This window comes from Flavobacterium cerinum (genome assembly GCF_024496085.1).
In the GTDB taxonomy this organism is placed as follows: domain Bacteria; phylum Bacteroidota; class Bacteroidia; order Flavobacteriales; family Flavobacteriaceae; genus Flavobacterium; species Flavobacterium cerinum_A.
In genome coordinates this window covers 2,878,483-2,900,497 of record NZ_CP101751.1, presented here as the reverse complement: position 1 = coordinate 2,900,497, position 22,015 = coordinate 2,878,483, and the positions used below count along the sequence as shown (strand labels likewise).

Below are 22,015 nucleotides of genomic sequence, written 5' to 3'. Positions count from 1 at the left end.
TTTAATGTTGGTTCTAACGTTTAAAAACAATGGTTACAATAGTACCTTTATCGGCTTCCGATTGTATTGAAAGTTCACCGTTATGCATACGGATAATCTTCATAGCCAACGGAAGTCCGAGTCCGTAACCCACATAACGGGAGGCTTTTTTTCCTCTGAAGAAAGGTTCATACAAATACGGAATATCTTCCGGCGGGATTCCGATTCCGATATCGCTGATAACAATTTTTAACTGATGATTAGAAGCGGTCAGGTTAACAAATACTTCTTCATTATCTGAATATTTAACACCATTTGTAATAATATTTCCGATAGCCAGTTCCAATAACGGTTTATTACAAGGTAAAACCAATAAAGAATCCTCTTCCGGAATATCACTCAGGTTGATGCTAACCCGGTTACCCGGATAAATTTTATCCAGATCACTTTTAACATCCAGTAATAAATCATCGATACGGACAATATCCTGTACCTGTTTCTTACCGTCATATCCCGTTTGTGTTAGTTTTAGTAAACTTTCTGTCAGATTGCTTAAGCGGGCGGCTTGTTTGTGAATATTGTTTAAGGTAGTGGTATATTCAGTAGTATCACGATCTTTTAATAAGGTTACCTCCGCCTCTGCCATGATAGTAGCAATAGGCGTTTTTAATTCATGTGAAGCGTTGTTGATAAAATTGGCCTGAATTTCAAAAGACGTTTCCAGACGATCCAACATATCATTAAAGGTTTTGGTCAGATCGGATATTTCATCCGAATCCGTTACATCCGGTAAACGATTATGTAAATTAGAAGCACTAATCCGTTTTACTTCACTTGTAATTCGGGATACCGGATTGATAACGCGTAAAGCCAGGAATCGGCCAAAGAAATAGGCCAATATGATAAAACCTAAACCACATAATAGTAAAATACGGGTAATAAACAACGTACTATCACTACCGCGTAAATCTTTAGCAGAAATGATCACCATATATTTAGTGCCTGCTTCATTAAACACCTGTCCGTAGTAATACACTTCATTTTCCTCAATCCAGCCGGAGTTGTTTTTCATTACTGAAGAAAAGAATTCCGGAGGCAGATGTAAATCCGTATTATATTCGAATGAATTAGAACTGTTTACTCTTAGTACGTATTCCCGTTCTTCTTTTAATTCTTCAAGTCCGTTATTTTTAAGCTCCTGATAATACTTCGCTTTAAGCGGATCTTGTTGATAGTGAATCGAAGCTACGATTTTAGCGCGATCTTCCAGTCGTTTTCTGAAATAGTACTGGTTATTTTGCCGAAACAGGAAAAAAACAACAGTACACAATAAGAGCGTACTGAATCCGGAAAGGGCAATATAGGTAACGGTTATTTTCTTTTTAATTTGCATATTATTCCTTTATAACATACCCTAATCCTTTTATGGTATGGATTAATTTGTGTTCATACGGATGATCAATCTTTTTTCGCAAATAATTGATGTAAACATCTACAACATTAGTATTCATATCAAAATTGATATTCCATACATTATCGAGGATTTTAGCCCGGGAAAGAATAATCCCGGAATTCTTGGCAAGATAATAGAGTAAATTAAATTCTTTAGCTGTTAATACGATAAGTTCATCATTGCGTTTTACCATTTTTGTACGGGAATCGATTTCCAGATCATCGATAACGATTTTTTCAGCCGGTTTCTGGTCCTGCCCTGCTCTTCGGGCCAAAGCATTCACACGGGCTTCAAGTTCTGAAAACTGAAATGGTTTGGTAAGATAATCATCCGCTCCGGCATTTAAACCGTGAACGATATTTTCGCTGCTACTCAATGCGGTAAGCATTAATATCGGAACATAATTTCCAGCTGATCGTAAACGTCTGCAAATTTCGATTCCATTAATATCCGGTAACATAACATCCAAAACGATTACATCAAATGAAGTATAATTGATCATTTCTAATGCAGTAGTTCCGTCTAATGCAGCTGTTACATCATGATTCCTTTCAGAAAGTCCTTTCCGCAAAGCAGAAAGCAAATTGGGTTCGTCTTCAACGATTAACAACTTCATAGGGTAGCGCGTATTTTTACAAAAATAGAAATTTAAATCATAACGATTCGTTAAATCAAAAAGAGCTTGTAGAAAAACAAAAATGCCTTTATATTAAAGTTTTAATTCAATATAAAGGCTCAATTAATTAATATTCTTTTATTTATAATTAATCTACTTTTTTGAAAACTAATTTTAAAGCATCCGGATTTGACAGATATAACCTGTTATTTTTAATTTCATAGGTCGTACTGCTTTCCAATGCTTTTATAAAATTGGATTCATTTGCCATTTTATCACATGCCATTCGGGTTGTTCCGATATTGGTAAAACGCAATAATTTTTGTTCCGAAAAGAGTTTTCCGAACATTCGGTTGCATCCGGCTGTTCCGCTAAAAGATGCTTCTTTTGCTTTGATTTCCATCATCGGCCGTTTATTAAAATCGGCATCCGTAACTTTTTGACCTTCCATCTCTTCTAATACCCAAATATCGTGCAAACGATAATCTACGATATAGTTACCGCATCCTCTCAGGTCTTTAAATTCCTTCTCCCCTTTCTTTTTTAATGCTACGGTAACGGAATAATCATGCTCCATATCCGACATTCCATCGGAACATTTTCCATATGAAATGGTTATTTTAATTTCTCCCGCTGCTGATTTACTCTGATACGTTTTAATATTAGCATCCATTACGCGAACGGGTTTACTTCCCGGAAATAAAATGCCTTCCGGATCTTCAGGTGTGGTATATTTTATCTGATTGTTGCTTATTTCCACACCCCAAAAAGGTTCCGTTCCGATTGCCTTAAAGAAAACCTGATCCGGAGTTTCAGCTACTGTTTCGGTTGCTGTTTTAGTCTTGATGTTAGTACTGTTACAGGCCCATAATGTAACGGCCAGTATTAAAATTCCGATTTTTTTCATATTCATTATTTTTAAACTGACACCTACTAAGCAGAAACCATACCAATGTCTTTTAATACAACGATTCTCCGTTCAGATTGGTGGAAAGGACATCGCTCATATAATCAAAAAACGGTCGCATGGCCAAAAATGTTGCGATTACTTCTTTTTGGAAATTCGGACTAATGACTTCTTTATCTGTAAAACTTCTGGAAACCAGATATTGTTTTTTTCGGATCAAATCAATGGCCGGATGTGTTTTATCAAAGCCTTTCGGTGCTGTCTTTAATTCATCCCCCTGTAATGTTCCGAAATTTTCAATAAAAACAGGATCAGAGATAATCGCTCTGATTTCTTCATCATCCATTTCAATCTCCTTACGAATTCGGTTTAGATCTTCTGCATTCGGTTCCCAAAAACCACCGCCGACAAAACTGGCTCCGGGTTCGATATGTAAATAGTAACCGCCACGCAATAATGGTTTCGTTCGGGTAAATCCAACACTAAAATGACTTTTATAAGGTGATTTATCTTTTGAAAAACGGACATCCCGGTAAATTCTGAAAACCTGCATTTTTTCTAAACTATCCAGCTTTCCTAAGTCTTCGTACACTTCCTGAAAGAATGCCTTTGCCTTCTTTTCATGTTGTTGAAATTCCTTTTTATGGTCGGCAAACCATTCCCGGTTATTGTTATTACTTAACGTTATTAAGATGTCAAGTTCCGCTTTCGTGATCATTTTTTCTTTTAAAAGTACGATTTTTTTGATTGTATTTCGGCAATTATTTTTTCCTTTTTTCGAGAATATTTACAACATCCTGTAATTGAAATCCTTTAGCCTGAAGCAATATCAGATAATGAAATAACAGATCGGCGCTTTCATTTAAAAACAATTGATCATTTGTATCTTTAGCTTCAATTATCATTTCAACGGCTTCTTCTCCTACTTTTTGTGCGATTGAATTGATTCCTTTATCAAATAATCCACGGATATAACTATTTGTAGCGCTTCCCTTTCTGCGATCATCGATACATCGTTCCAGTTCAGATAGAAAACCATACTTCTGTAAATTAGCTTCTCCCCAACAGTTATCTGTTCCCATATGGCAAACCGGACCTTTTGGTTGCACTTTAATCAAAAGGGTATCATTATCACAATCAACTTTAGCTTCTGTGAGATACAAGAAATTACCGCTTTCCTCCCCTTTTGTCCATATTTTATTACGGCTTCGGCTAAAGAAAGTAACTTTACCGGTTTCCAATGTAATCTGATAGGCTTCCGGATTCATATAACCCAACATCAATACATTTTTCGTAGTAGCATCCTGAATAATCGCAGGAAGTAATCCTTTTTCCGCTTTATTAAAATCGGGTTCTCTATTTATCATAATCGAACGGGTATATTATAATTTGACAATGCTTTTTTTAGTAGCGGAATTGTAATTTCATTATAATGAAAAACACTGGCAGCTAAGGCCGCATCGGCTTTTCCTTCTTTAAAAACGGTTATAAAATCGGTTATTTTTCCGGCGCCACCTGATGCAATTATCGGCACATTTACGGTTTGACTTAATATAGCCAACATTTCATTCGCAAAACCGTTTTTACGACCATCCTGATCAATCGCTGTAAAAAGAATTTCTCCGGCACCGTTTTCAGTCACTTTTCTACTCCAGTCTAAAAGTTCCCATTCCGTTTCCCATTTTCCGCCCATTCTAAAAACTTTCCATTTATCCTGAATCGGTTTAGCATCAATAGCCGCTACAATACATTGGCTGCCAAAACGCTTAGCGAGATCCGCAATTAACTCCGGATTTTCAAGAGCTGCCGAATTTACAGCTACTTTATCGGCGCCGTTTTGCAGAAGTAATTCCGCATCCGCAACAGTTCTTACGCCACCGCCAACTGTAAAAGGTATATTAATTGCAGCCGCTACATTTCGCACAAGCGTTACTAATGTTTGTCTTTTTTCTTCAGTAGCTGTGATGTCTAAAAAAACCAGTTCATCTGCTCCTTCATCAGCATATTTACGGGCCAGTTCGACCGGATCACCGGCATCCTTTAACGCTTTAAACTGAACACCTTTTACAGTACGCCCGTTTTGAATGTCTAAACAAGGAATAATTCGTTTTGTTATCATTTAGCCTACTAATTTTTCAAGTTCATCTAACATTATTCTATTTTCATAAATGGCTTTACCAATAATAGCGGCATCACATCCTAATGCGTCTAGTTTAAAGAGCGCTTCCGTATCCGAAATTCCACCGGATGCTATCAATTTAATTCCGGGAATAGTATTTAACACCTTTTCATATAAAGCAAAAGCGGGTTCTGTTAAAGTACCGTCCCGACTAATATCCGTACAGATAACATATTCAGCACCGCCATCCCGATATTGCTGTAAAAAAGGAATAATAGTCTGCTCACTTTCTTCCTGCCAACCGGAAATGGCTATTTTTTCGTCTATAACATCCGCTCCGAGAATAATTTTATCCGCGCCATATAATTGCAACCAATCTGTAAAAAGTTTCGGATTCTGAACGGCAATACTCCCTCCGGTAATCTGGGAAGCCCCGCTATTAAAGGCTATATGTAAGTCTTCATTTGATTTAATTCCACCGCCAAAGTCAATTTTAAGACTGGTTTTAGAAGCAATTTTTTCCAAAACTTTATAGTTGATAATACGATCCGATTTGGCACCGTCAAGGTCAACTAAATGCAGGTATTGCATTCCGTGTGCTTCAAATCGTTTCGCCATTTCAAGCGGATCATCACTATAAATCGTCATTTTTTGGTAATTACCGTTTAGTAACCGAACGCATTTTCCATCGATGATATCCAATGCGGGAATTAATCTCATTTTCATAGGTTTAAAAAATTATTCAGTATACAAGCGCCGGCTTCTCCGCTTTTTTCAGGGTGAAACTGAACGCCGTAAAAATTGTCTTTTTGTATAGCGGATGCAAAAACCGCATCATAGTATGTTGTTGCTATGCTTTGCGGAATAACCGGAACATAATAACTATGTACAAAATACATATACTGTTTGTCGGCTATTCCTAAAAAGAGATCCGATTTCAGATCCGTGACCATGTTCCATCCGATCTGAGGAATTTTAACTTTCTCAGAAAATCGCATAACAGCTGTATCAAAAATGCCCAAACATTCAGTATTGGCTTCTTCCGAGTATTGACACAATAACTGCATACCGAGGCATATTCCCAAAACCGGTTGTTTTAATTCCGGAATAACAGAATCTAAGCCGTATTCCTTTATCGTGTTCATTGCACTCGATGCCTGGCCTACACCCGGAAAAATAACCTTATCCGAAGAATAAATTAAATCTGCATCAGCTGTAAGGATACCTTTATAACCTAACCGTTCTAAGGCAAATTGAACACTTTGAACATTTCCGGCTCCATAATCTATAATTGCAATTTTCATTTTATAAGAGTTCTTTTGTTGACGGTAGTGTCATTTTATCCGGATTTCTTTTTAATGCCATTTTTATTGCTTTAGCGAAAGCTTTAAAAATAGCTTCAATTTTGTGATGTTCATTAGTTCCTTCCGCTTTGATATTCAGATTAATTCGGGCTTCATCCGTAAAGGATTTAAAAAAGTGGAAAAACATTTCAGTCGGCATTTTCCCGATATATTCCCTTTTAAAATCGGCGTCCCATACCAGCCAACTTCTACCGCCGAAATCAACCGCGACTTGTGCCAGACAATCATCCATTGGCAATACAAAACCGTAACGTTCCATTCCCAGCTTATTTGATAATGCGGCAGCAAAAGCCATTCCCAATGTAATCGCTGTATCTTCAATCGTATGATGTTCGTCTACTTCCAGATCACCGATCACCTTAATTTCCAGATCAAGTTCAGCGTGACGTACAATTTGTTCCAACATATGGTCAAAAAAGGCAATTCCGGTTGTGATATTGCTTTTACTGTTTCCGTCGATATTGAGTTTTATATTTACTTCCGTTTCTTTTGTTTTTCGTGTAATCACAGCTGTTCGTTGCGGGAGCTTTAGAAAGCTATAAATCGACTTCCAATCGGCTGTTTCCAGCGCAATTGATTGTTGTAATAACGCTGTATCTACAGAAAGTTCGCTTGATCCCAATTCTTTATCTCCGTTTATAAAAATAGCTTGGCATCCTATATTTTTAGCCAATTCAACATCTGTAAGCCGATCTCCGATTACAAAGGAATTTTTAAGATCGTATTCCGGATTATTCAGATAAGACCATAGCATTCCGACGCCCGGTTTTCGGGTTGGAAGTTTATCTTCCGGATAACTTTTGTCAATTAGAATTTCACTAAACGAAATGGATTCATTTTTAAAGCTTTTAATAATAAAATCCTGGATCGGATTAAAAGCAGCTTCCGGATATTCATCGGTTCCCAATCCGTCTTGATTGGTCACCATAACGAGTTCAAAATAGAGTTCTGTTACTATTTTTTTAAGATAGCAGAAAACTTCCGGGTAAAATTCCAGTTTTTCAAAAGAATCGACTCTATAGTCATAAGGTTCCTTTATCAGCGTTCCGTCGCGATCGATAAAAAGTATTTTCTTCATGATTCTCTTTTTTTAATGGTATTCAATACGGTTATTAGCACTTGATTTTCAGCTTCCGTTCCTATCGTGATACGCAGGCAATTTTTACAATTCGGATAATTACTTCGGTTGCGAACAACTATTCCGTTTTCCAGTAACTGATTGTATCGTAGTACAGCATTATCCACCTTAATTAAAACAAAGTTAGCATCGGAAGGATAAACTTTTTTCACAAAATCAACCTTAAGTAATACTTTAATTAAACTTTCTTTTTCTCTTTTAATTAAGGCTATTTCATTTTTTGATTCCTGCTGATCGATACCTTTATTTACAGTAAGCGTACTAATATTATACGGCGGTTTTATCTTGTGTAACAAACTCGTAATAAACGGAGAAGCAAAGGCCATTCCCAATCGGATTCCAGCCATTCCATAGGCTTTTGAAAAAGTCTGAATCACGATAAGATTCGGAAATTCATTTCCTCTTTTAAGCCAACTTTCCTGTGCTGCAAAATCAATATAAGCTTCATCTATTACCACAATACCGTTAAAACTTTTCAGTAATAAAATAATAGCTTCCGTACAAATCAGATTACCGGTCGGATTATTCGGCGAACAGATAAAAATCAATTTTGTGTTGGCATCTATCCGTTCCATTATTTTAGGAATATCGAGTTGAAAATCACAATTTAGTAAAACTTCTCTGTTTTCGATCCCATTCAGATCCGCTAACACCCCATACATTCCATAAGTGGGCGGTAAAGTGACTATATTGTCCTTTTCCGGGTTACAAAAGACTCTGAAAACAAGATCTAATATTTCATCACTGCCATTACCTAAAGTAATCTGCTCTACGGTTGTTCCTTTTTGCCTTGCAATTTTCAATTTTAAAGCCAATTGTTTTGAATCCGGATAACGATTTAGCCCGTTTTCAAACGGATTTTCATTAGCATCCAAAAAAATCATTTCGTTATTCGCCTTATAAAATTCATCTCTGGCCGATGAATACGGTTTCATCTCCAGGATATTTTTACGTACAAGATCTTTAATCTCCATTAGCTTCATTTTGTATCGTTTTTATTCGAATACTTACCGCATTTTTATGCGCATCCAGACCTTCGGCTTCGGCCATTACAGCTATACTCTCCCCTATATTTTGTATTCCTGCTGCTGTTATTTGCTGAAAACTGATCGTTTTTAAAAAACTATCCAGGTTCACTCCGCTATAGCTTTTTGAAAACCCGTTTGTAGGTAGTGTATGATTCGTTCCGGATGCGTAATCACCGGCACTTTCCGGCGTATAATTCCCTACAAATACAGAGCCGGCATTTTGGATTCCTTCTGTAAAAAGAGCCGCATTTCGGGCACATATAATAAAGTGTTCCGGCGCATATTCATTTATAAAGTCTAATGCATCCGTTTCTTTCTCCAAATAAATAAACCGTGCATTCTGAAGTGCTTCTTTTATAATAGCCTTACGGGATAAATTTTCGAGTTGTTTTGTAATTTCAGACACCGCCTTATTTAAAAACAGTTGATCGGTAGTAACCAAAACAACCTGACTATCTTTACCGTGTTCCGCCTGACTTAATAAATCGGCTGCCACAAAAGAAGCATTAGCCGTTTTATCAGCAAATACAAGTAATTCCGATGGTCCGGCAGGCATATCGATTGCCGTTCCGAATTGAGTTGCAAATTGTTTGGCACAGGTTACAAACTGATTTCCGGGACCGAAAATTTTATATACTTTCGGGATTGTTTCCGTTCCTAATGCCATTGCCGCAATTGCTTGTATTCCTCCTGATTTTATAATCGTTGTAACACCGCAAATCTGAGCCGCATAAAGGATCGCCGGGTTGATTTTACCGGTTTTATCAGGCGGCGTGCAAAGTACAATCTCTTTACAACCTGCTAATTGTGCCGGAATAGCCAACATTAATACCGTTGAGAATAAAGGAGCTGAACCGCCCGGAACATATAATCCCACCTTTTGAATCGGTTTTTTCTCCAGCCAACATCTTACGCCGGGCATGGTTTCAATTGCTACCGGATCAGTTTTCTGTGCGATATGAAAACTTTCAATATTTCGTTTTGCTAATTGTATTGCAGCTTTTAATTCAGCTGAAACCAATTGATCCGCTTCGGATATTTCTTCCTTAGTTGCTTTAAGATCAGTAAGTTTTACACCGTCAAATAAGTTGGTGTATTTTAAAACTGCTGCATCACCTTTTGTTGCGATTTCTTTAAATATCAGCTTTACAGTGGTTTCAATCGTTTCGTAATTCTGTAACGGACGTTTTATCAATTCCGACCATATATTTTGCGATGGATTCTCTATTATTTTCATAAAGCAATTTTTTCAATGGGACAAACCAATATATCCTGAGCGCCAATTAGTCGAAGTTGATCAATGACATCCCAAAAAGCCGTTTCGTTGATCACCGTTTGTAGACTACTCCATCCTTCAAGATCAAGCGGAACTACGGTCGGACTTTTTAAAACCGGTAAAATGGTACTGACTTCCTTTACTTTATCATTCGGAATATTCATCATCAGGTATTTCGACTGAGAAGCTCGTAAAACCGATTCTACACGAAACAGAAATTTATCTAAAATGGCTTTAGCTTCCGGTTTAATCTTAGGAGAAACCACTAAAACGGCTTCGCTTTCCAATATAATCAGCACTTCTTTCAGGTTGTTTTTAGCCAATGTATCACCGGTAGAAACAATATCAACTATAGCATCCGCTAATCCGATATTAGGTGCAATCTCAACCGATCCTGAAATAGAATGAAGTTCAATATCAATGTTTTGTGATTTAAAAAAATTGGCGGTTGTTTCCGGATACGAAGTTGCAATTCGCAATCCGTTAAGATCCTGAATGGATTCAAAAGAAAAGCTTTGCGGAACGGCTACAGAAACTCTGCATTTTGAAAAGCCTAACGGTACTATTTTCTCTAAAGAGAATCCCTTTTCAAGTAATAGGTTTTTGCCGACAATAGCCAAATCAGCTACACCATCGATCAGGCATTTGGGAATATCCGAATTTCGTAATAGCAGCACTTCTAAAGGAAAATTAAGTGCTCTGGTGTTTAACTGGCCGTTTCCGTTTTCAATTGAAAGGCCACATTTTTTAAGTAAGCCGAGGCTTTCATCGCTTAATCTGCCCGATTTTTGAAGGGCAATTTTTAATGTACTCATAAAAAAATGAAATAGGTTTGAGTACAAAAACGAATGGAAAGTAAAAGAAAAACCCGTTTGATGTACTCAAACGGGTTAGAAAATATATGTGTTAACTACATACCATTATAACTTCGCTTGAGCGGAGGAATAATGATGATGATGTAATTGGTTACTAAACATTTTGTTCTTTTTTCGTTTTGCAAATGTAGAATAAAATACAACAAAAAAACAAGTAATTGTTGTATTTATTTTTTTAAAGCATTTTAAATATACTAAACAACAACTTTAAGTGACTCTTGTAATATACTTATTTTTAGTATATTGTTATTTAAATCATAATACTCACCATCCAATTGCATTGGTGTGCTATTTTGGTTGGAAATTTCTACATTGATCTCTTTTACAAGCTGGCTATTTGCTTTTTTAAACGTATCGGTTTTATTCATTAATACCAAAGCACCGAAATACATTTGCTCAAAAATATTTAATTTAGGAACAACAAGAAAGTCTAAAAAACCATCCTGAAGACTCGCTTTTGGCGTCAGACTCATATTGTATCCCATTTCGTTTGAATTGGATATAAAAAACAACATTGGCGTTGTTTCAAAAGTTTGGCCGTTACAATCAACCTTAATTTTATTCGGTTTGTATTTAAGTGCCGATAATAAAGATGCCTTTACATAAGAAGAAAGGTTACGCGTTGGCATGCTTTCATATTTACGAATGATCTGTGCGTCGATTCCAATTCCCATATTACTAAAGAAATAATGACGTCCGTTAACCATTCCTACATCAATTGCAGAATAGGAACCGTTTTTAATTGTATCGACCGCTTTTTTAAAATCTTTGGAGATATTTAGGTTTGAAGCCAATCCGTTTCCGGATCCTACCGGTAAGATTCCCAGTACAATGTCAGTATTGACCAATCCGGAAGCCACTTCGTGAATTGTACCGTCACCACCACAGGCAACAATAATATCCGGTTTTTTTGCAACCGCATCACGAGTTAGCGCAATAGCATGTTTTTTGTATTCCGAATATTCTACAACAAGTTCATACGATTCTGGCGGAAAAAAAAGTTCAAGATCCTTTTTCGTGATCTTATGTTTACCTTTTCCTGAAATAGGATTAACAATAAAGTGAATGTATTTCATTAAAATTAGCGATAGTGAATTAATTTTTGCAAAAATATGGAATTTAAAATGCAACTTTTTAAAAATTCTGATTATCGTATTGCATTTTTTATATTTTTGCTAAAAAATATATTATGATTTCACGCCTTAAAAAGTTATCCCCTTTTTACAATTTACTGTTATTTTATATTATATCAAGCGTTATTTTAAGAATAGTGCTGCTATTTCATCCGATAACACAGGCAAAATTTAACTTTTTAGATATTATAAAAATATTCGGTGTCGGTTTTTTATCTGATGTTTTTGTCTTTGTAATCATCAGTTCTTTTTTATGGCTTTATCTTTCCTTTTTATCCAATTCTAAATTTAATAAGCCCTGGGGGTACCTTATTTTCGGTGCTTTAGTCGCTTTATTAGCCTATGTTAGTTTTGGAAATACCATTTTAAACGAATACGGAGGTGTATTACCCGAAATCGGAATCAGTTTTGTAGCTGTAAAAACCGTATTATTCGGAGCGCTGTTATTTTTACCGAAATATCGTTCAAAAATACGATTAGCTCTTTTTTCCTTTACGATATTTATTTTTGTTTTATGTATTATCCAAAACACGGTAAGTGAATTTTTCTTTTGGAATGAATTCGGTGTTCGTTATAATTTTATTGCTGTTGATTATCTGGTTTATACCAATACCGTTATCGGTAATATTATGGAGTCCTATCCGGTTGTTCCGCTTTTTACAGGAATCGGTATTATAGCTTTATTAGCAACCTGGTATATCGTAAAAAAATCAAAAAACTACCTGGACAATTTACCTACTTTTAAAGAGAAAATAGTAATTACTATCGGTTATGTCGCTTTATTTGGTATCGCTTTATTGGCGATTCCATCGTTAGCCAAACTGGAAAACTCCCAAAATGTTTTTGCAAACGAATTAGAAGCTAACGGAAGCTATCGTTTCTTCTTAGCCTTTAAAAACAGTGAACTCGATTATTTTAAATTTTACACGAGTATTCCTGAAAACGAAGCTTTTGCTCTTTTAGACAAACAAATACCGGAATTAAACGGCAATACAATGGACCGACAGATAACCGGAAACGGATCGGAAGCCCGTAAAAATGTCGTTTTAATCACGGTAGAAAGCCTTAGTGCTGATTTTATGAAAGCCTATGGTAATGAACAGAATATTACACCATTTTTAGATTCATTAGCGTCTCAGAGTTTGTTTTTTACAAATCTTTATGCTACCGGAAACCGTACCGTTAGAGGATTAGAAGCAGTAACCTTATCCCTTCCTCCTACAGCAGGAGAAAGTGTTGTAAAACGAAAAGACAATAAAAATAAATTTTCAACCGGTCATATTTTCCAACAAAAAGGATATGATGTAAAATATTTATACGGAGGTGAAGCCTATTTTGATAATATGGGTGACTTTTTCGGAGGAAATAACTATGCCATTGTTGATAAATCCGTTTTTACACCTCAAGAGATTACATTTCAGAATATTTGGGGAGTTTGTGATGAGGATTTATACAAAAAAGCGATCCAGGTAATGAATAAAGAAGGACAGAGCGACAAGCCGTTCTTTAATCATATCATGACGGTTAGTAATCACCGACCTTTTACGTATCCGGATAATAGAATCGATATCCCTTCCGATTCAAAACAACGGGAAGGTGGTGTAAAATATACGGACTATTCTTTACGTCAATTCTTTAAAGCAGCTGAAAAACAAGCCTGGTTTAAAAATACTGTTTTTGTGATTGTAGCTGATCATTGTGCTTCAAGTGCCGGAAAAACAGAACTTCCGTTAGATAAATACCGAATTCCGGCGATGATTTATGCTCCGGGATTTATTACACCGGGACAAAATAACATATTAATGTCTCAAATAGACTTAATGCCGACTTTAATGGGCTTGCTTAATTTTAACTATAAAAGTAAATTCTTCGGACAAGATGTATTGCGTGCCGGGTATAGTCCGAGAGCTTTTATTGCAACGTATCAGGATTTAGGTTATATTAAAGACAATACCCTAACGATACTGTCGCCGGTAAAAAAAGCAAAACAGTTTTCATTGACACTTCAGCCGGCAGCTGTGCCGAATACAATACCAATCTATTACGAACAGCAACCGCTTTCCGGTAAACGTCAGGAATTAATAAATGAGAGTATTGCTTATTATCAGATTGCTTCTTATTATTTGAAACAAAAATTATACAACAACAATAATTAATAAAAAAACCTGCTAAATGCAGGTTTTTTTTATTAGGAAAGGTAACGTTCTTTATAAACTCTTACGTGATGATTTTGGTGTCCGATAACCATAAAACCAAGCGCCCGGACCGACATGCGGTTTTCAGATGCGATCCCTGATTTTAAAAGATCTTCCGGAGTATAACTTTTAAAAAGTGTAATTGTAGCCTGACGAACAATCGTTAATTCGGTTAATAAGTCTTTTAAATGACGTTTATTGGCCACCGGATTCACAACATCAGCAAAACTATTTTCATCGAAACCGGGTAATTCCGTTTGATCATTTCTAGAAAAATGCAGTGCACGGTAGGCAAAAATCCTTTCAGTATCAATAATATGCTGAATAATTTCTTTAATGGTCCACTTTCCTTCCGCATAGCGATAGTCAAATTTATCCATTGGAATATCCTGAATAAACTTTATCGTGCTGTACAAGCTTATTTCCAATTCCTCAATCAGGTCGATTGCCGGATCCAGCGCATTGATGTAAGTCTGATAATACGGTGCGTATTCCGACGGATCTAATTCAGTAGGTTTCATTCTTTATTGGTTTTAAAGTTGGGTGTAAATGTAAAAAGAAAAACCCTCAGGATTAGCTGAGGGTTTCTAAAATATGATTTAAAAATTACATATCTTTAAAAATCGTATGCATCAAACGTTTTTTATCATTGATGCTTTCTTCCAATGAAATCATCGTTTCCGTTCTGTAAACACCATCAATATCATCAATCATAAAGATAACTTCTTTAGCGTGTTTAGTGTCTTTCGCTCTAATTTTACAGAAGATATTGAATTTCCCTGTAGTAACGTGCGCTACGGTAACAAAAGGAATTTCGTTAATACGCTCTAATACAAACTTGGTTTGAGAAGTGTTATGAAGGAAAACTCCAACGTAAGCTATAAAAGAATATCCTAATTTCTCGTAATCTAATGTTAACGAAGACCCTTGAATAATTCCTGCATCTTCCATTTTTTTAACTCGTACGTGAACAGTACCAGCAGAGATCAACAATTTTTTAGCAATATCGGTAAAAGGTACTCGCGTATTATCAATCAACATGTCTAAAATTTGATGATCTACTTCATCCAAACGAAACTTACTCATAAAGTTATATTTATCAATTTATATTTAAAATGCAAATCTACGACAAAATAACACTAATTCTTCAGTATAATTACTGAATTATTATTTTTTTAGCAAACCATTAACAATTTTCTGTTTATTTCCTACTAAAAAATCAGCTTTGTCATTAATTACCGGTACGAATCCTTTCTCATTAAGAATCGTTTCTTCTTTAAAATCGTACACTGTATGCCCGAAATATTCCGATAATGTCCCTATCTCCGCAATATAAGCCTCGAAGTTAATTTTATCATTTTCAAGGGTTTCCTTATATTGGGCTGCGAAATTAGTAATTTTTTGGTTATCCGCAGCATCAATTTTGATATTTTTATAAATAAAATCAAAAAAGACAATCATATTTTGAGGAATTTCGAAATATTCTACCGTTTTATTGCTAACATGTTCACTTTTTGAAATAGTTAGCATTGCAACTAAATAGGCTATAAAGATATATTCTCTTGTCACTTCTCTTTCATAGTCATTCGGATAATGTCCGGCTTCAAAAAGAATTGTCGGCGTTCCTAATGACTGAAAACAGTCTCCTATACAATTATTATTAAAGGAATCGTCAAAACGTCCTACCTGTCCCGGAATATATTTTTGCAACTCCTCGTTTATTGCAACAATAATGCCAATAGCTTTTTCACGAACAGTGTTTATATCTCTATTTTCATTATAAGCCGGAGCTAAAAAAGAAACAGTAGCGGGTTTTCCGGTATTTCCGGCACCGAAAATTGTACGTTGATCATGTAGATTAAAACAGTAATCCGGTTGAAAATTATCGTATATATGGCGTAATAACCGGCTTTCCGGCTGACTAAGGTTTACAGAATCGCGGTTTAAATCTACAGCATTAGCATTTACCCTGGTGTAAGCTGTGGCGCCATCCGGATTTGCAATTGGAATGATCATAAAACGGAACGTTTCCTTTAATGCTTTTGCAAGTGATGAATTGCTGTTTAAAAGATTAATAAAATCAAATAACGCTTTTGTTGTTGTCGACTCATTGCCGTGCATTTGTGACCACATGTATATTTTTTGATCACCTGTACCGACTTCAATGGTGTATATCGGTTGTTTATTTACTGACAATCCCGCTGTAGTAATTTTAAAATCAGAAGCAAGTTTGTTTAATAACGGTTCAATATGGTTGTTAGTAATATAACGTCCGGAAAGTGTTTCTTCCTTATAATCCTGATATAGCGCTTTAAATTCCACAGTTGTTTTTTTATTTACAAAAGTAAAAATCTATTAAATTACAATTGTAAACTATTTTGAAAATGACTTTGTTTAACAATGTAAATAATAGGAAATGCCAAGTGTAAATCATGTTGTTTTAAAGTACTTAAATGTTAATAATTGTAGTAAAAGTGTTTATAATCAATATTTTATGTTAGTATACTTAAACTTAAAGTTTACATCAACTGCATTGTTTACATTTGTAATACTTGGCATTTATAATTTATTATTTACATTTGTAACTCGAATTGGTTATAAACTATTTTACAATGGTAAACACTGATGATTTTATAAAGCGACTGGAAATAGTGTTGGATTATTATGGTCTTTCTGCTTCTGCTTTTGCGGATTCGATCGGTGTGCAACGATCCAGTTTGTCGCATCTACTCTCCGGACGAAATAAACCCAGTTTGGATTTTATTCTTAAAATAATTGCCTATTACCCTGAAGTTGATTTGTACTGGATTTTGAACGGTAAAGGAAGTTTTCCCAAACCGGAAACAGAAGAAGTAATACAACCGGCCTTACCTACTTCATTTCCGGATTTATTTTCCGGAAATGAAGAACCGGCTAAAAATCCGGCAGAATCAAAAAATAATTTATTTGTAACAGATACAGATGAAATAGAGCGAATCGTTATTTTTTATAAAAACGGTACGTTTAAAAACTATACTCCAAAATAAAAGCCTCCGTTGTTATAGGGACAACGAAGGCTTAATAACCAACCGACAAAATTTACAAAACAAGAACAATCTTTACTGCCCAAAATTGTTTTGTTCCCTATTTATTTTTTTCAAAGCAATTTTTCCTCATGTTTACTTTACGGGAACTACAATTTACCCTCTTCAATTAGCTTTAGCATCGGGCAGAAAGATCGTTTTTATCCGGAATATCCGGTCCAAAAAGCCTGAAATAGGATTACGGACAAACCGAATTTTAAAGTATATACGAAAGGAAACTGTTTGCGGTTTTATTTTTTATTACTTTTTTTTATTTTTTTTCGGGTGTGAAGCTGTATTCCGGTATTTTTCCGATTACTCCGATGTAATGTTGCTCTAATTTTTCAAAATCCGCTTCCTTATTTCCGGTAGGATAAAAAGGAGCTCCGATTTTTACTTGCTTTTTACCGTAGTCAAATGCAACGGGTATAATAGGTACTCCGGCTTTAAGTGCAATATAATAGAAACCCGTTTTCCATTCCGTTACTTTTTTTCGGGTTCCTTCCGGAGCAATGGCAAGGCGAAAAACAGCTTTGTCTGCAAAAACTTTAGCAATAGCATCTACTTTATTCTCATTTTTTTGTCTATTTAACGGTGCGCCACCCATCCATCTGAAATAAACACCTAACGGAAAACGAAATAATTCCTTTTTAGCAACAAAATTCATTTCCTGATTTAAAATACCTCTTGTAAAAACGCCGAGATAAAAATCATGCCAACTGGTATGTGGTACGACAATCATAACACATTTTTTGATTTCAGGAGCAATGGTTCCTTCAATCGACCAACCCATCTGTTTAAAGAATATCCAACGGTAAAGAATTTGTTTCATTTTAGAAAGTTTGCTGTAAAAATAGCATTATATTTACGAATAGAAAATCCTGTTAAATGCTATCTAAAAGATTACTGAGTTACTTCATTCCAATTAAAATTCACCAAAAAAAATCAGAAATAAATAAAAATCTGGAAGTTACCTGGACCAACGGACAATTGGTTATGGATTCTAAAAACACGAATTATTCTTACGGGAGTTTACAGCGAATTCTACGTAAAGGGCTCCATTATATCGGTTTTGAAAGAATTCGTAACTTTACTAATATATTAGTATTAGGCGTTGCCGGCGGTAGTGTTGTTAAGACATTGACCGATGAAATCCGTTATAAAGGAAAAATAACAGGAGTTGAACTCGATCCGCAAACCATTGAACTGGCTAAAAAATACTTTGAGATAGACCAAATTCCGAATTTCACGATTGTATTAGACGATGCTTTCGAGTTTGTATTAAAAACCCGTGAAAAATATGACCTGATTATTATTGATGTATTTCAGGATACCGTGATGCCTAATTTCTTATTTGAGGATTTCTTTATCAACCGGGTTAACTATCTGTTGAATGTAAATGGATTTATTTTGTTTAATACGATGGTTTTAAATGATAATCAAAAGCAAAGGAATCTGGATTACCGTTCCCGATTTGATCAAAATTATTCCGTTCGAATGTATCCTAAAGTTGAAGAACACAATGAATTATTTACTATCAAAAAACTGATGTAACATGCTAACCAATACCATTACGCTCGAAATTAAAAAGGCTTCAAAAGAAAGTACACCGATACTGACTACTGAAATTTTGATCGAGAATGAGAGTTGGCCATTACACACTAATTATTTTGCTATTTTATGGATTCACAGCGGTAAAGGAATTGTCGAAACGGATCTGATGAAAGTGAAATACACTGAAAATCAGGTATTCTGTTTTAATACTTATCAAGCTTTTGCCTTGCATTCTAAAGGAAGTACTAAAGCAACGCTTCTTTTATTCCATGCTAATTTCTTTTGTATTGAAACCTATCACCATCAGGTAGGTTGTAATGGCGTACTATTTAACAATATTTACGCAACTTCTCAAATTCCGATTCTGCCGCAGGATCGTGAGGAATTAAAATCATTATTCAATACAATTAAGAACGAGATTAAAGAAGAAGAGCTCGCTTCTAATGAACTGGTATTTTCTTATCTCAAAATTTTCCTGATCAAACTAACACGGATAAAAAATGAGATTGATACGGTTATAAACCCGAATACTCCTATCCTACCAGATTATCTTTCGGAATTAACCAATCTGATTAATGAACATTATTTATCCGAACATCAACCGGCTTTTTATGCTGATAAATTACATTTGACTGTCAAAACGTTGAGTACGGCAACAAAACAATATTATCAGAAAACCGTTTCCGCGTTAATCGCTGAAAAACTGATTCTAAAAGCCAAATGGGAATTACTGCACACCAATACACAGATTAAAACGATAGCTTCCGATCTTGGTTTTCAGGATGAATATTATTTTAGTCGGTTTTTTAAAAAACACATCGGACTATCGCCAAAACATTTCCGTGAAGAGGAATGGAAAATAAGAAAAGGATTTTTGTCCATCCCTTAGCTCTTTTTGTTCATTTTACATAGGCACTTTATGTAGGATCTTTGTACTGTAATCTTAAAATTAAAATTATGGACAAATTATTTGCATATGCAGCCCGTTTACAGGAAACCGGAATTCAGGTAACCCGAATCGGTTTAATCGTTGTTTTGGTATGGATCGGAGGACTTAAAGCCTTTCGTTATGAGGCAAACGGAATTGTCCCTTTTGTGTCAAATAGTCCGTTTATGAGTTTCTTTTACAACTATGATGCTCCGGATTACAAAATGCATATGAATAAAGAAGGAGAATACAAACCGGAAAATATTGCATGGCATAAAGAAAACAATACCTATGGCTTTTCGTATGGATTGGGTGCTTTGATTGTGGGTATCGGAATATTAATTGCCTTATATCCTGTTGCTCCCGGCGTTTCTGCGGTTGGAAGTTTTCTGGCATTTGGGATGTCTTTCGTTACCTTATCGTTTCTGATCACCACTCCTGAAGCCTGGGTTCCGGATTTAGGAGATGCTCAACATGGATTTCCTTATTTAAGCGGAGCCGGAAGACTCGTTATTAAAGATGCTATTATGATGGGCGCTGCATTGGTAACAATGAGTCAGGCAGCCCGACGCTATCTGGAGCTTAAAAAAAGTGACTTAGTTTAATTCAGTTTCTCCGTAAAATTTCATTCTAATCACTATTGCTATTTGTTATACCGTAAAAGCTTACAAAAAAATAATATAAAAATACTGTTTTGGTAAGCTTTTTGATGTGATTTGTTACAAATAACAATAAAAATAAAAATTATGATGAAAAAACCTTTAGCATCGTTGGTGTTCGTTGCTTTATTGTCGCTAACAGCCTGTAAAAAAACAGCTAATACAGCCAGTGAACCAACAACCATCGACAGTACACAAGTAACCAGAACTGTTTCGGGTATGTATGAAGGTGTTTTGCCATGCGCCGATTGTCCCGGTATTGAAACTTCATTGGCATTTAACAATGATGCAACGGTATCCAAAACGATTCTGTATCAGGATCGGGATAAAACCAGCGAAACAGAAAAAGGAAACTGGAAACTAAACGGACCTTATGTAGAAGTAATCTTTGCTGATAATCAGAAAGAATTTTATCTGATTAAAACAGACAGCACGATTGCCGTATTGGATCAGGATAAAAAAGAAGTACAATCAGAATTGGCTTCACATTATATCTTGTCTAAAGAAAAACCGCTTGATCCGAAAACACTTACCGGAAATTACATTCAGGGTGAAGTAGGAAAAGGTTATTATCAGACATTAACGCTAACGAATACTGCTAATAATGAATTTGATGTAGCGGTAACTTTTAAAGCAGCTACTCAAAAAGGATGTGAATTTAAAGGAAAAGGAGTTCTTGTCAACAATCGTATTGAGATCAACTTAAAAGATAGTAATCCGGATTTAAAAGCCATTATGACTATTTCCTTTGAAGATAAAATCGCAACCGTGTCGACTTCAAAATTTAACGAACGCTATGATCTTATGTATTTTTGCGGCGGTGGCGGTACTTTAGGCGGCGATTATTTAAAAAAATAAAGACTATCAAGTATTGAAAAAAGATACCAGACAGAAGAAAAAAGAGTAGTAATACTCTATTAAATAGCTATGAAAAGGAAAAAAGGAGATTTAAAATCTCCTTTTTTTTATACTTTATCCTATCATTTTTCGTGCTTTTTCGAGATCTTCCGGTGTATCAATACCAATTCCGACATGTTCTGTTTCGACCATTCGGATACGTTTTCCGTATTCCAGATAACGCAATTGTTCCAATTTTTCCGAAGCCTCCAAAGCTAACATCGGTAAGCGATAAAAATCCAAAAGCGCTTCTTTTCGGAAGGCATAAATACCGATATGTTGCATATAACGCACACCAACATTTACTTCTCTCGGATACGGAATTACCGAACGGGAAAAATAAAGTGCAAATCCTTTTTGATCTACAATTACCTTTACATTATTTGGGTTTTCAATATCTTTCGGATCTTTAATTTCGCGCATTAACGAAGCTAAATCCACTGCTTTTGTTGTATCTTCTTTAAAAATCTGTAGTACTTTTTCCAGTGGTTCTTTATTGATAAACGGCTCATCGCCCTGTACATTTACTACAACATCAACATCCATATGTTCTACAGCTTCGGCAATCCGGTCACTTCCGCTTTCATGCTCGCGAATACTCATAATGGCCTTACCTCCGTTAGACACAATTTCATTATAAATAAGGTCGGAATCCGTGACAACAAAAACATCATCAAACAATCCGGTTTGTAATGCACTTTCGTAAGTCCTTAAAATGACTGTTTTGCCTCCCAGATCCTGCATTAATTTGGCAGGAAATCGTGTGGATGCATATCGCGCCGGAATCACAGCTATTATTTTCATATCTCTTATTTCGTTTTAAGTCCTAAAA

Annotated in this window: 24 protein-coding genes; 6 read left to right on the top strand and 18 right to left on the bottom strand. The window is 35.5% G+C overall.

Annotation, left to right across the window (positions count from 1 at the left end; genetic code table 11):
- Nucleotides 1-13: 13 nt before the first annotated feature.
- The 13 genes from NOX80_RS12975 to NOX80_RS12915 all read right to left on the bottom strand — a co-directional run bounded on the left by NOX80_RS12975 (nucleotide 14) and on the right by NOX80_RS12915 (nucleotide 11,831).
- Nucleotides 14-1,372 carry a sensor histidine kinase gene (locus tag NOX80_RS12975; RefSeq protein ID WP_256550219.1) on the bottom strand — a complete coding sequence of 453 codons (1,359 nt, stop codon included), beginning with the start codon at nucleotides 1,370-1,372 and terminating at the stop codon, nucleotides 14-16.
- A 1-nt stretch (nucleotide 1,373) separates the two neighbouring features.
- Nucleotides 1,374-2,048, bottom strand: a complete 675-nt coding sequence (locus NOX80_RS12970; RefSeq protein WP_256550218.1) for a response regulator transcription factor — start codon at nucleotides 2,046-2,048, stop codon at nucleotides 1,374-1,376.
- 148 nt (nucleotides 2,049-2,196) lie between these two features.
- Nucleotides 2,197-2,955 carry an META domain-containing protein gene (locus tag NOX80_RS12965; RefSeq protein ID WP_256550217.1) on the bottom strand — a complete coding sequence of 253 codons (759 nt, stop codon included), beginning with the start codon at nucleotides 2,953-2,955 and terminating at the stop codon, nucleotides 2,197-2,199.
- 52 nt (nucleotides 2,956-3,007) lie between these two features.
- Entirely contained in the window at nucleotides 3,008-3,673 is a 666-nt protein-coding gene (locus NOX80_RS12960) for a DUF2461 domain-containing protein (RefSeq protein ID WP_256550216.1), read from the bottom strand.
- 43 nt (nucleotides 3,674-3,716) lie between these two features.
- Entirely contained in the window at nucleotides 3,717-4,322 is a 606-nt protein-coding gene (hisIE, locus tag NOX80_RS12955; RefSeq protein WP_256550215.1) for a bifunctional phosphoribosyl-AMP cyclohydrolase/phosphoribosyl-ATP diphosphatase HisIE, read from the bottom strand.
- Nucleotides 4,319-5,074 (bottom strand): imidazole glycerol phosphate synthase subunit HisF, encoded by a 756-nt coding sequence (hisF, locus tag NOX80_RS12950; protein WP_256550214.1) that lies wholly within the window; start codon nucleotides 5,072-5,074, stop codon nucleotides 4,319-4,321. The genes hisIE and hisF overlap by 4 nt, the downstream gene beginning before the upstream one ends.
- Nucleotides 5,075-5,794 carry a 1-(5-phosphoribosyl)-5-[(5-phosphoribosylamino)methylideneamino]imidazole-4-carboxamide isomerase gene (gene hisA, locus NOX80_RS12945; RefSeq protein ID WP_256550213.1) on the bottom strand — a complete coding sequence of 240 codons (720 nt, stop codon included), beginning with the start codon at nucleotides 5,792-5,794 and terminating at the stop codon, nucleotides 5,075-5,077.
- Between the two features lie 2 nt (nucleotides 5,795-5,796).
- Entirely contained in the window at nucleotides 5,797-6,378 is a 582-nt protein-coding gene (gene hisH / locus NOX80_RS12940) for an imidazole glycerol phosphate synthase subunit HisH (RefSeq protein WP_256550211.1), read from the bottom strand.
- Nucleotide 6,379: 1 nt separating this feature from the next.
- Nucleotides 6,380-7,516 carry a bifunctional histidinol-phosphatase/imidazoleglycerol-phosphate dehydratase HisB gene (hisB, locus tag NOX80_RS12935; protein ID WP_256550210.1) on the bottom strand — a complete coding sequence of 379 codons (1,137 nt, stop codon included), beginning with the start codon at nucleotides 7,514-7,516 and terminating at the stop codon, nucleotides 6,380-6,382.
- The gene (gene hisC / locus NOX80_RS12930) at nucleotides 7,513-8,559 is read right to left on the bottom strand and encodes a histidinol-phosphate transaminase (protein WP_256550209.1); all 1,047 of its coding nucleotides are present in this window, start codon (nucleotides 8,557-8,559) and stop codon (nucleotides 7,513-7,515) included. The genes hisB and hisC overlap by 4 nt, the downstream gene beginning before the upstream one ends.
- Nucleotides 8,540-9,841, bottom strand: coding sequence for a histidinol dehydrogenase (gene hisD, locus NOX80_RS12925; protein ID WP_256550208.1), 1,302 nt, complete (start codon nucleotides 9,839-9,841; stop codon nucleotides 8,540-8,542). Before hisD ends, hisC begins: the two co-directional genes overlap by 20 nt.
- A complete protein-coding gene (hisG, locus tag NOX80_RS12920) occupies nucleotides 9,838-10,695 on the bottom strand; it encodes an ATP phosphoribosyltransferase (protein WP_256550207.1) in 858 nt (285 codons plus the stop codon). Before hisG ends, hisD begins: the two co-directional genes overlap by 4 nt.
- A 254-nt stretch (nucleotides 10,696-10,949) precedes the next feature.
- The gene (locus NOX80_RS12915) at nucleotides 10,950-11,831 is read right to left on the bottom strand and encodes a diacylglycerol/lipid kinase family protein (protein ID WP_256550206.1); all 882 of its coding nucleotides are present in this window, start codon (nucleotides 11,829-11,831) and stop codon (nucleotides 10,950-10,952) included.
- 113 nt (nucleotides 11,832-11,944) lie between these two features.
- Here NOX80_RS12915 and NOX80_RS12910 point away from each other — a divergent pair, with 113 nt between their 5' ends.
- Nucleotides 11,945-14,044: an LTA synthase family protein gene (locus NOX80_RS12910; protein WP_256550205.1), complete on the top strand. Its 2,100-nt coding sequence runs from the start codon at nucleotides 11,945-11,947 to the stop codon at nucleotides 14,042-14,044.
- A gap of 32 nt (nucleotides 14,045-14,076) precedes the next feature.
- Here NOX80_RS12910 and NOX80_RS12905 read toward each other — a convergent pair whose 3' ends face one another.
- From NOX80_RS12905 to NOX80_RS12895, 3 genes are all read right to left on the bottom strand, one after another.
- Nucleotides 14,077-14,604: a DinB family protein gene (locus NOX80_RS12905; protein ID WP_256550204.1), complete on the bottom strand. Its 528-nt coding sequence runs from the start codon at nucleotides 14,602-14,604 to the stop codon at nucleotides 14,077-14,079.
- Nucleotides 14,605-14,689: 85 nt separating this feature from the next.
- Nucleotides 14,690-15,169, bottom strand: coding sequence for an Lrp/AsnC family transcriptional regulator (locus NOX80_RS12900; protein ID WP_136401578.1), 480 nt, complete (start codon nucleotides 15,167-15,169; stop codon nucleotides 14,690-14,692).
- 81 nt (nucleotides 15,170-15,250) lie between these two features.
- Nucleotides 15,251-16,405: a M14 family metallopeptidase gene (locus tag NOX80_RS12895; RefSeq protein WP_256550203.1), complete on the bottom strand. Its 1,155-nt coding sequence runs from the start codon at nucleotides 16,403-16,405 to the stop codon at nucleotides 15,251-15,253.
- A 290-nt stretch (nucleotides 16,406-16,695) separates the two neighbouring features.
- Here NOX80_RS12895 and NOX80_RS12890 point away from each other — a divergent pair, with 290 nt between their 5' ends.
- A complete protein-coding gene (locus NOX80_RS12890) occupies nucleotides 16,696-17,109 on the top strand; it encodes a helix-turn-helix domain-containing protein (RefSeq protein WP_256550202.1) in 414 nt (137 codons plus the stop codon).
- A 307-nt stretch (nucleotides 17,110-17,416) separates the two neighbouring features.
- Here the strand turns inward: NOX80_RS12890 and NOX80_RS12885 are convergent, their stop codons facing one another.
- Nucleotides 17,417-17,977, bottom strand: a complete 561-nt coding sequence (locus NOX80_RS12885; protein ID WP_256550201.1) for a 1-acyl-sn-glycerol-3-phosphate acyltransferase — start codon at nucleotides 17,975-17,977, stop codon at nucleotides 17,417-17,419.
- A 56-nt stretch (nucleotides 17,978-18,033) separates the two neighbouring features.
- Between NOX80_RS12885 and NOX80_RS12880 the strand changes: the two genes are divergently transcribed.
- The 4 genes from NOX80_RS12880 to NOX80_RS12865 all read left to right on the top strand — a co-directional run bounded on the left by NOX80_RS12880 (nucleotide 18,034) and on the right by NOX80_RS12865 (nucleotide 21,144).
- Nucleotides 18,034-18,699, top strand: coding sequence for a spermidine synthase (locus NOX80_RS12880; RefSeq protein WP_256550200.1), 666 nt, complete (start codon nucleotides 18,034-18,036; stop codon nucleotides 18,697-18,699).
- Nucleotide 18,700: 1 nt separating this feature from the next.
- Nucleotides 18,701-19,588, top strand: coding sequence for a helix-turn-helix domain-containing protein (locus NOX80_RS12875; RefSeq protein WP_256550199.1), 888 nt, complete (start codon nucleotides 18,701-18,703; stop codon nucleotides 19,586-19,588).
- A 68-nt stretch (nucleotides 19,589-19,656) separates the two neighbouring features.
- A complete protein-coding gene (locus NOX80_RS12870) occupies nucleotides 19,657-20,232 on the top strand; it encodes a DUF417 family protein (RefSeq protein WP_256550198.1) in 576 nt (191 codons plus the stop codon).
- A gap of 141 nt (nucleotides 20,233-20,373) precedes the next feature.
- Nucleotides 20,374-21,144 (top strand): copper resistance protein NlpE, encoded by a 771-nt coding sequence (locus NOX80_RS12865; protein WP_256550197.1) that lies wholly within the window; start codon nucleotides 20,374-20,376, stop codon nucleotides 21,142-21,144.
- Nucleotides 21,145-21,258: 114 nt separating this feature from the next.
- On the opposite strand, the gene kdsB is transcribed toward NOX80_RS12865, so the two are convergent.
- Complete coding sequence (kdsB, locus tag NOX80_RS12860; protein WP_256550196.1) at nucleotides 21,259-21,987, bottom strand: 3-deoxy-manno-octulosonate cytidylyltransferase; 729 nt, start codon at nucleotides 21,985-21,987, stop codon at nucleotides 21,259-21,261.
- Between the last annotated feature and the right edge of the window lie 28 nt (nucleotides 21,988-22,015).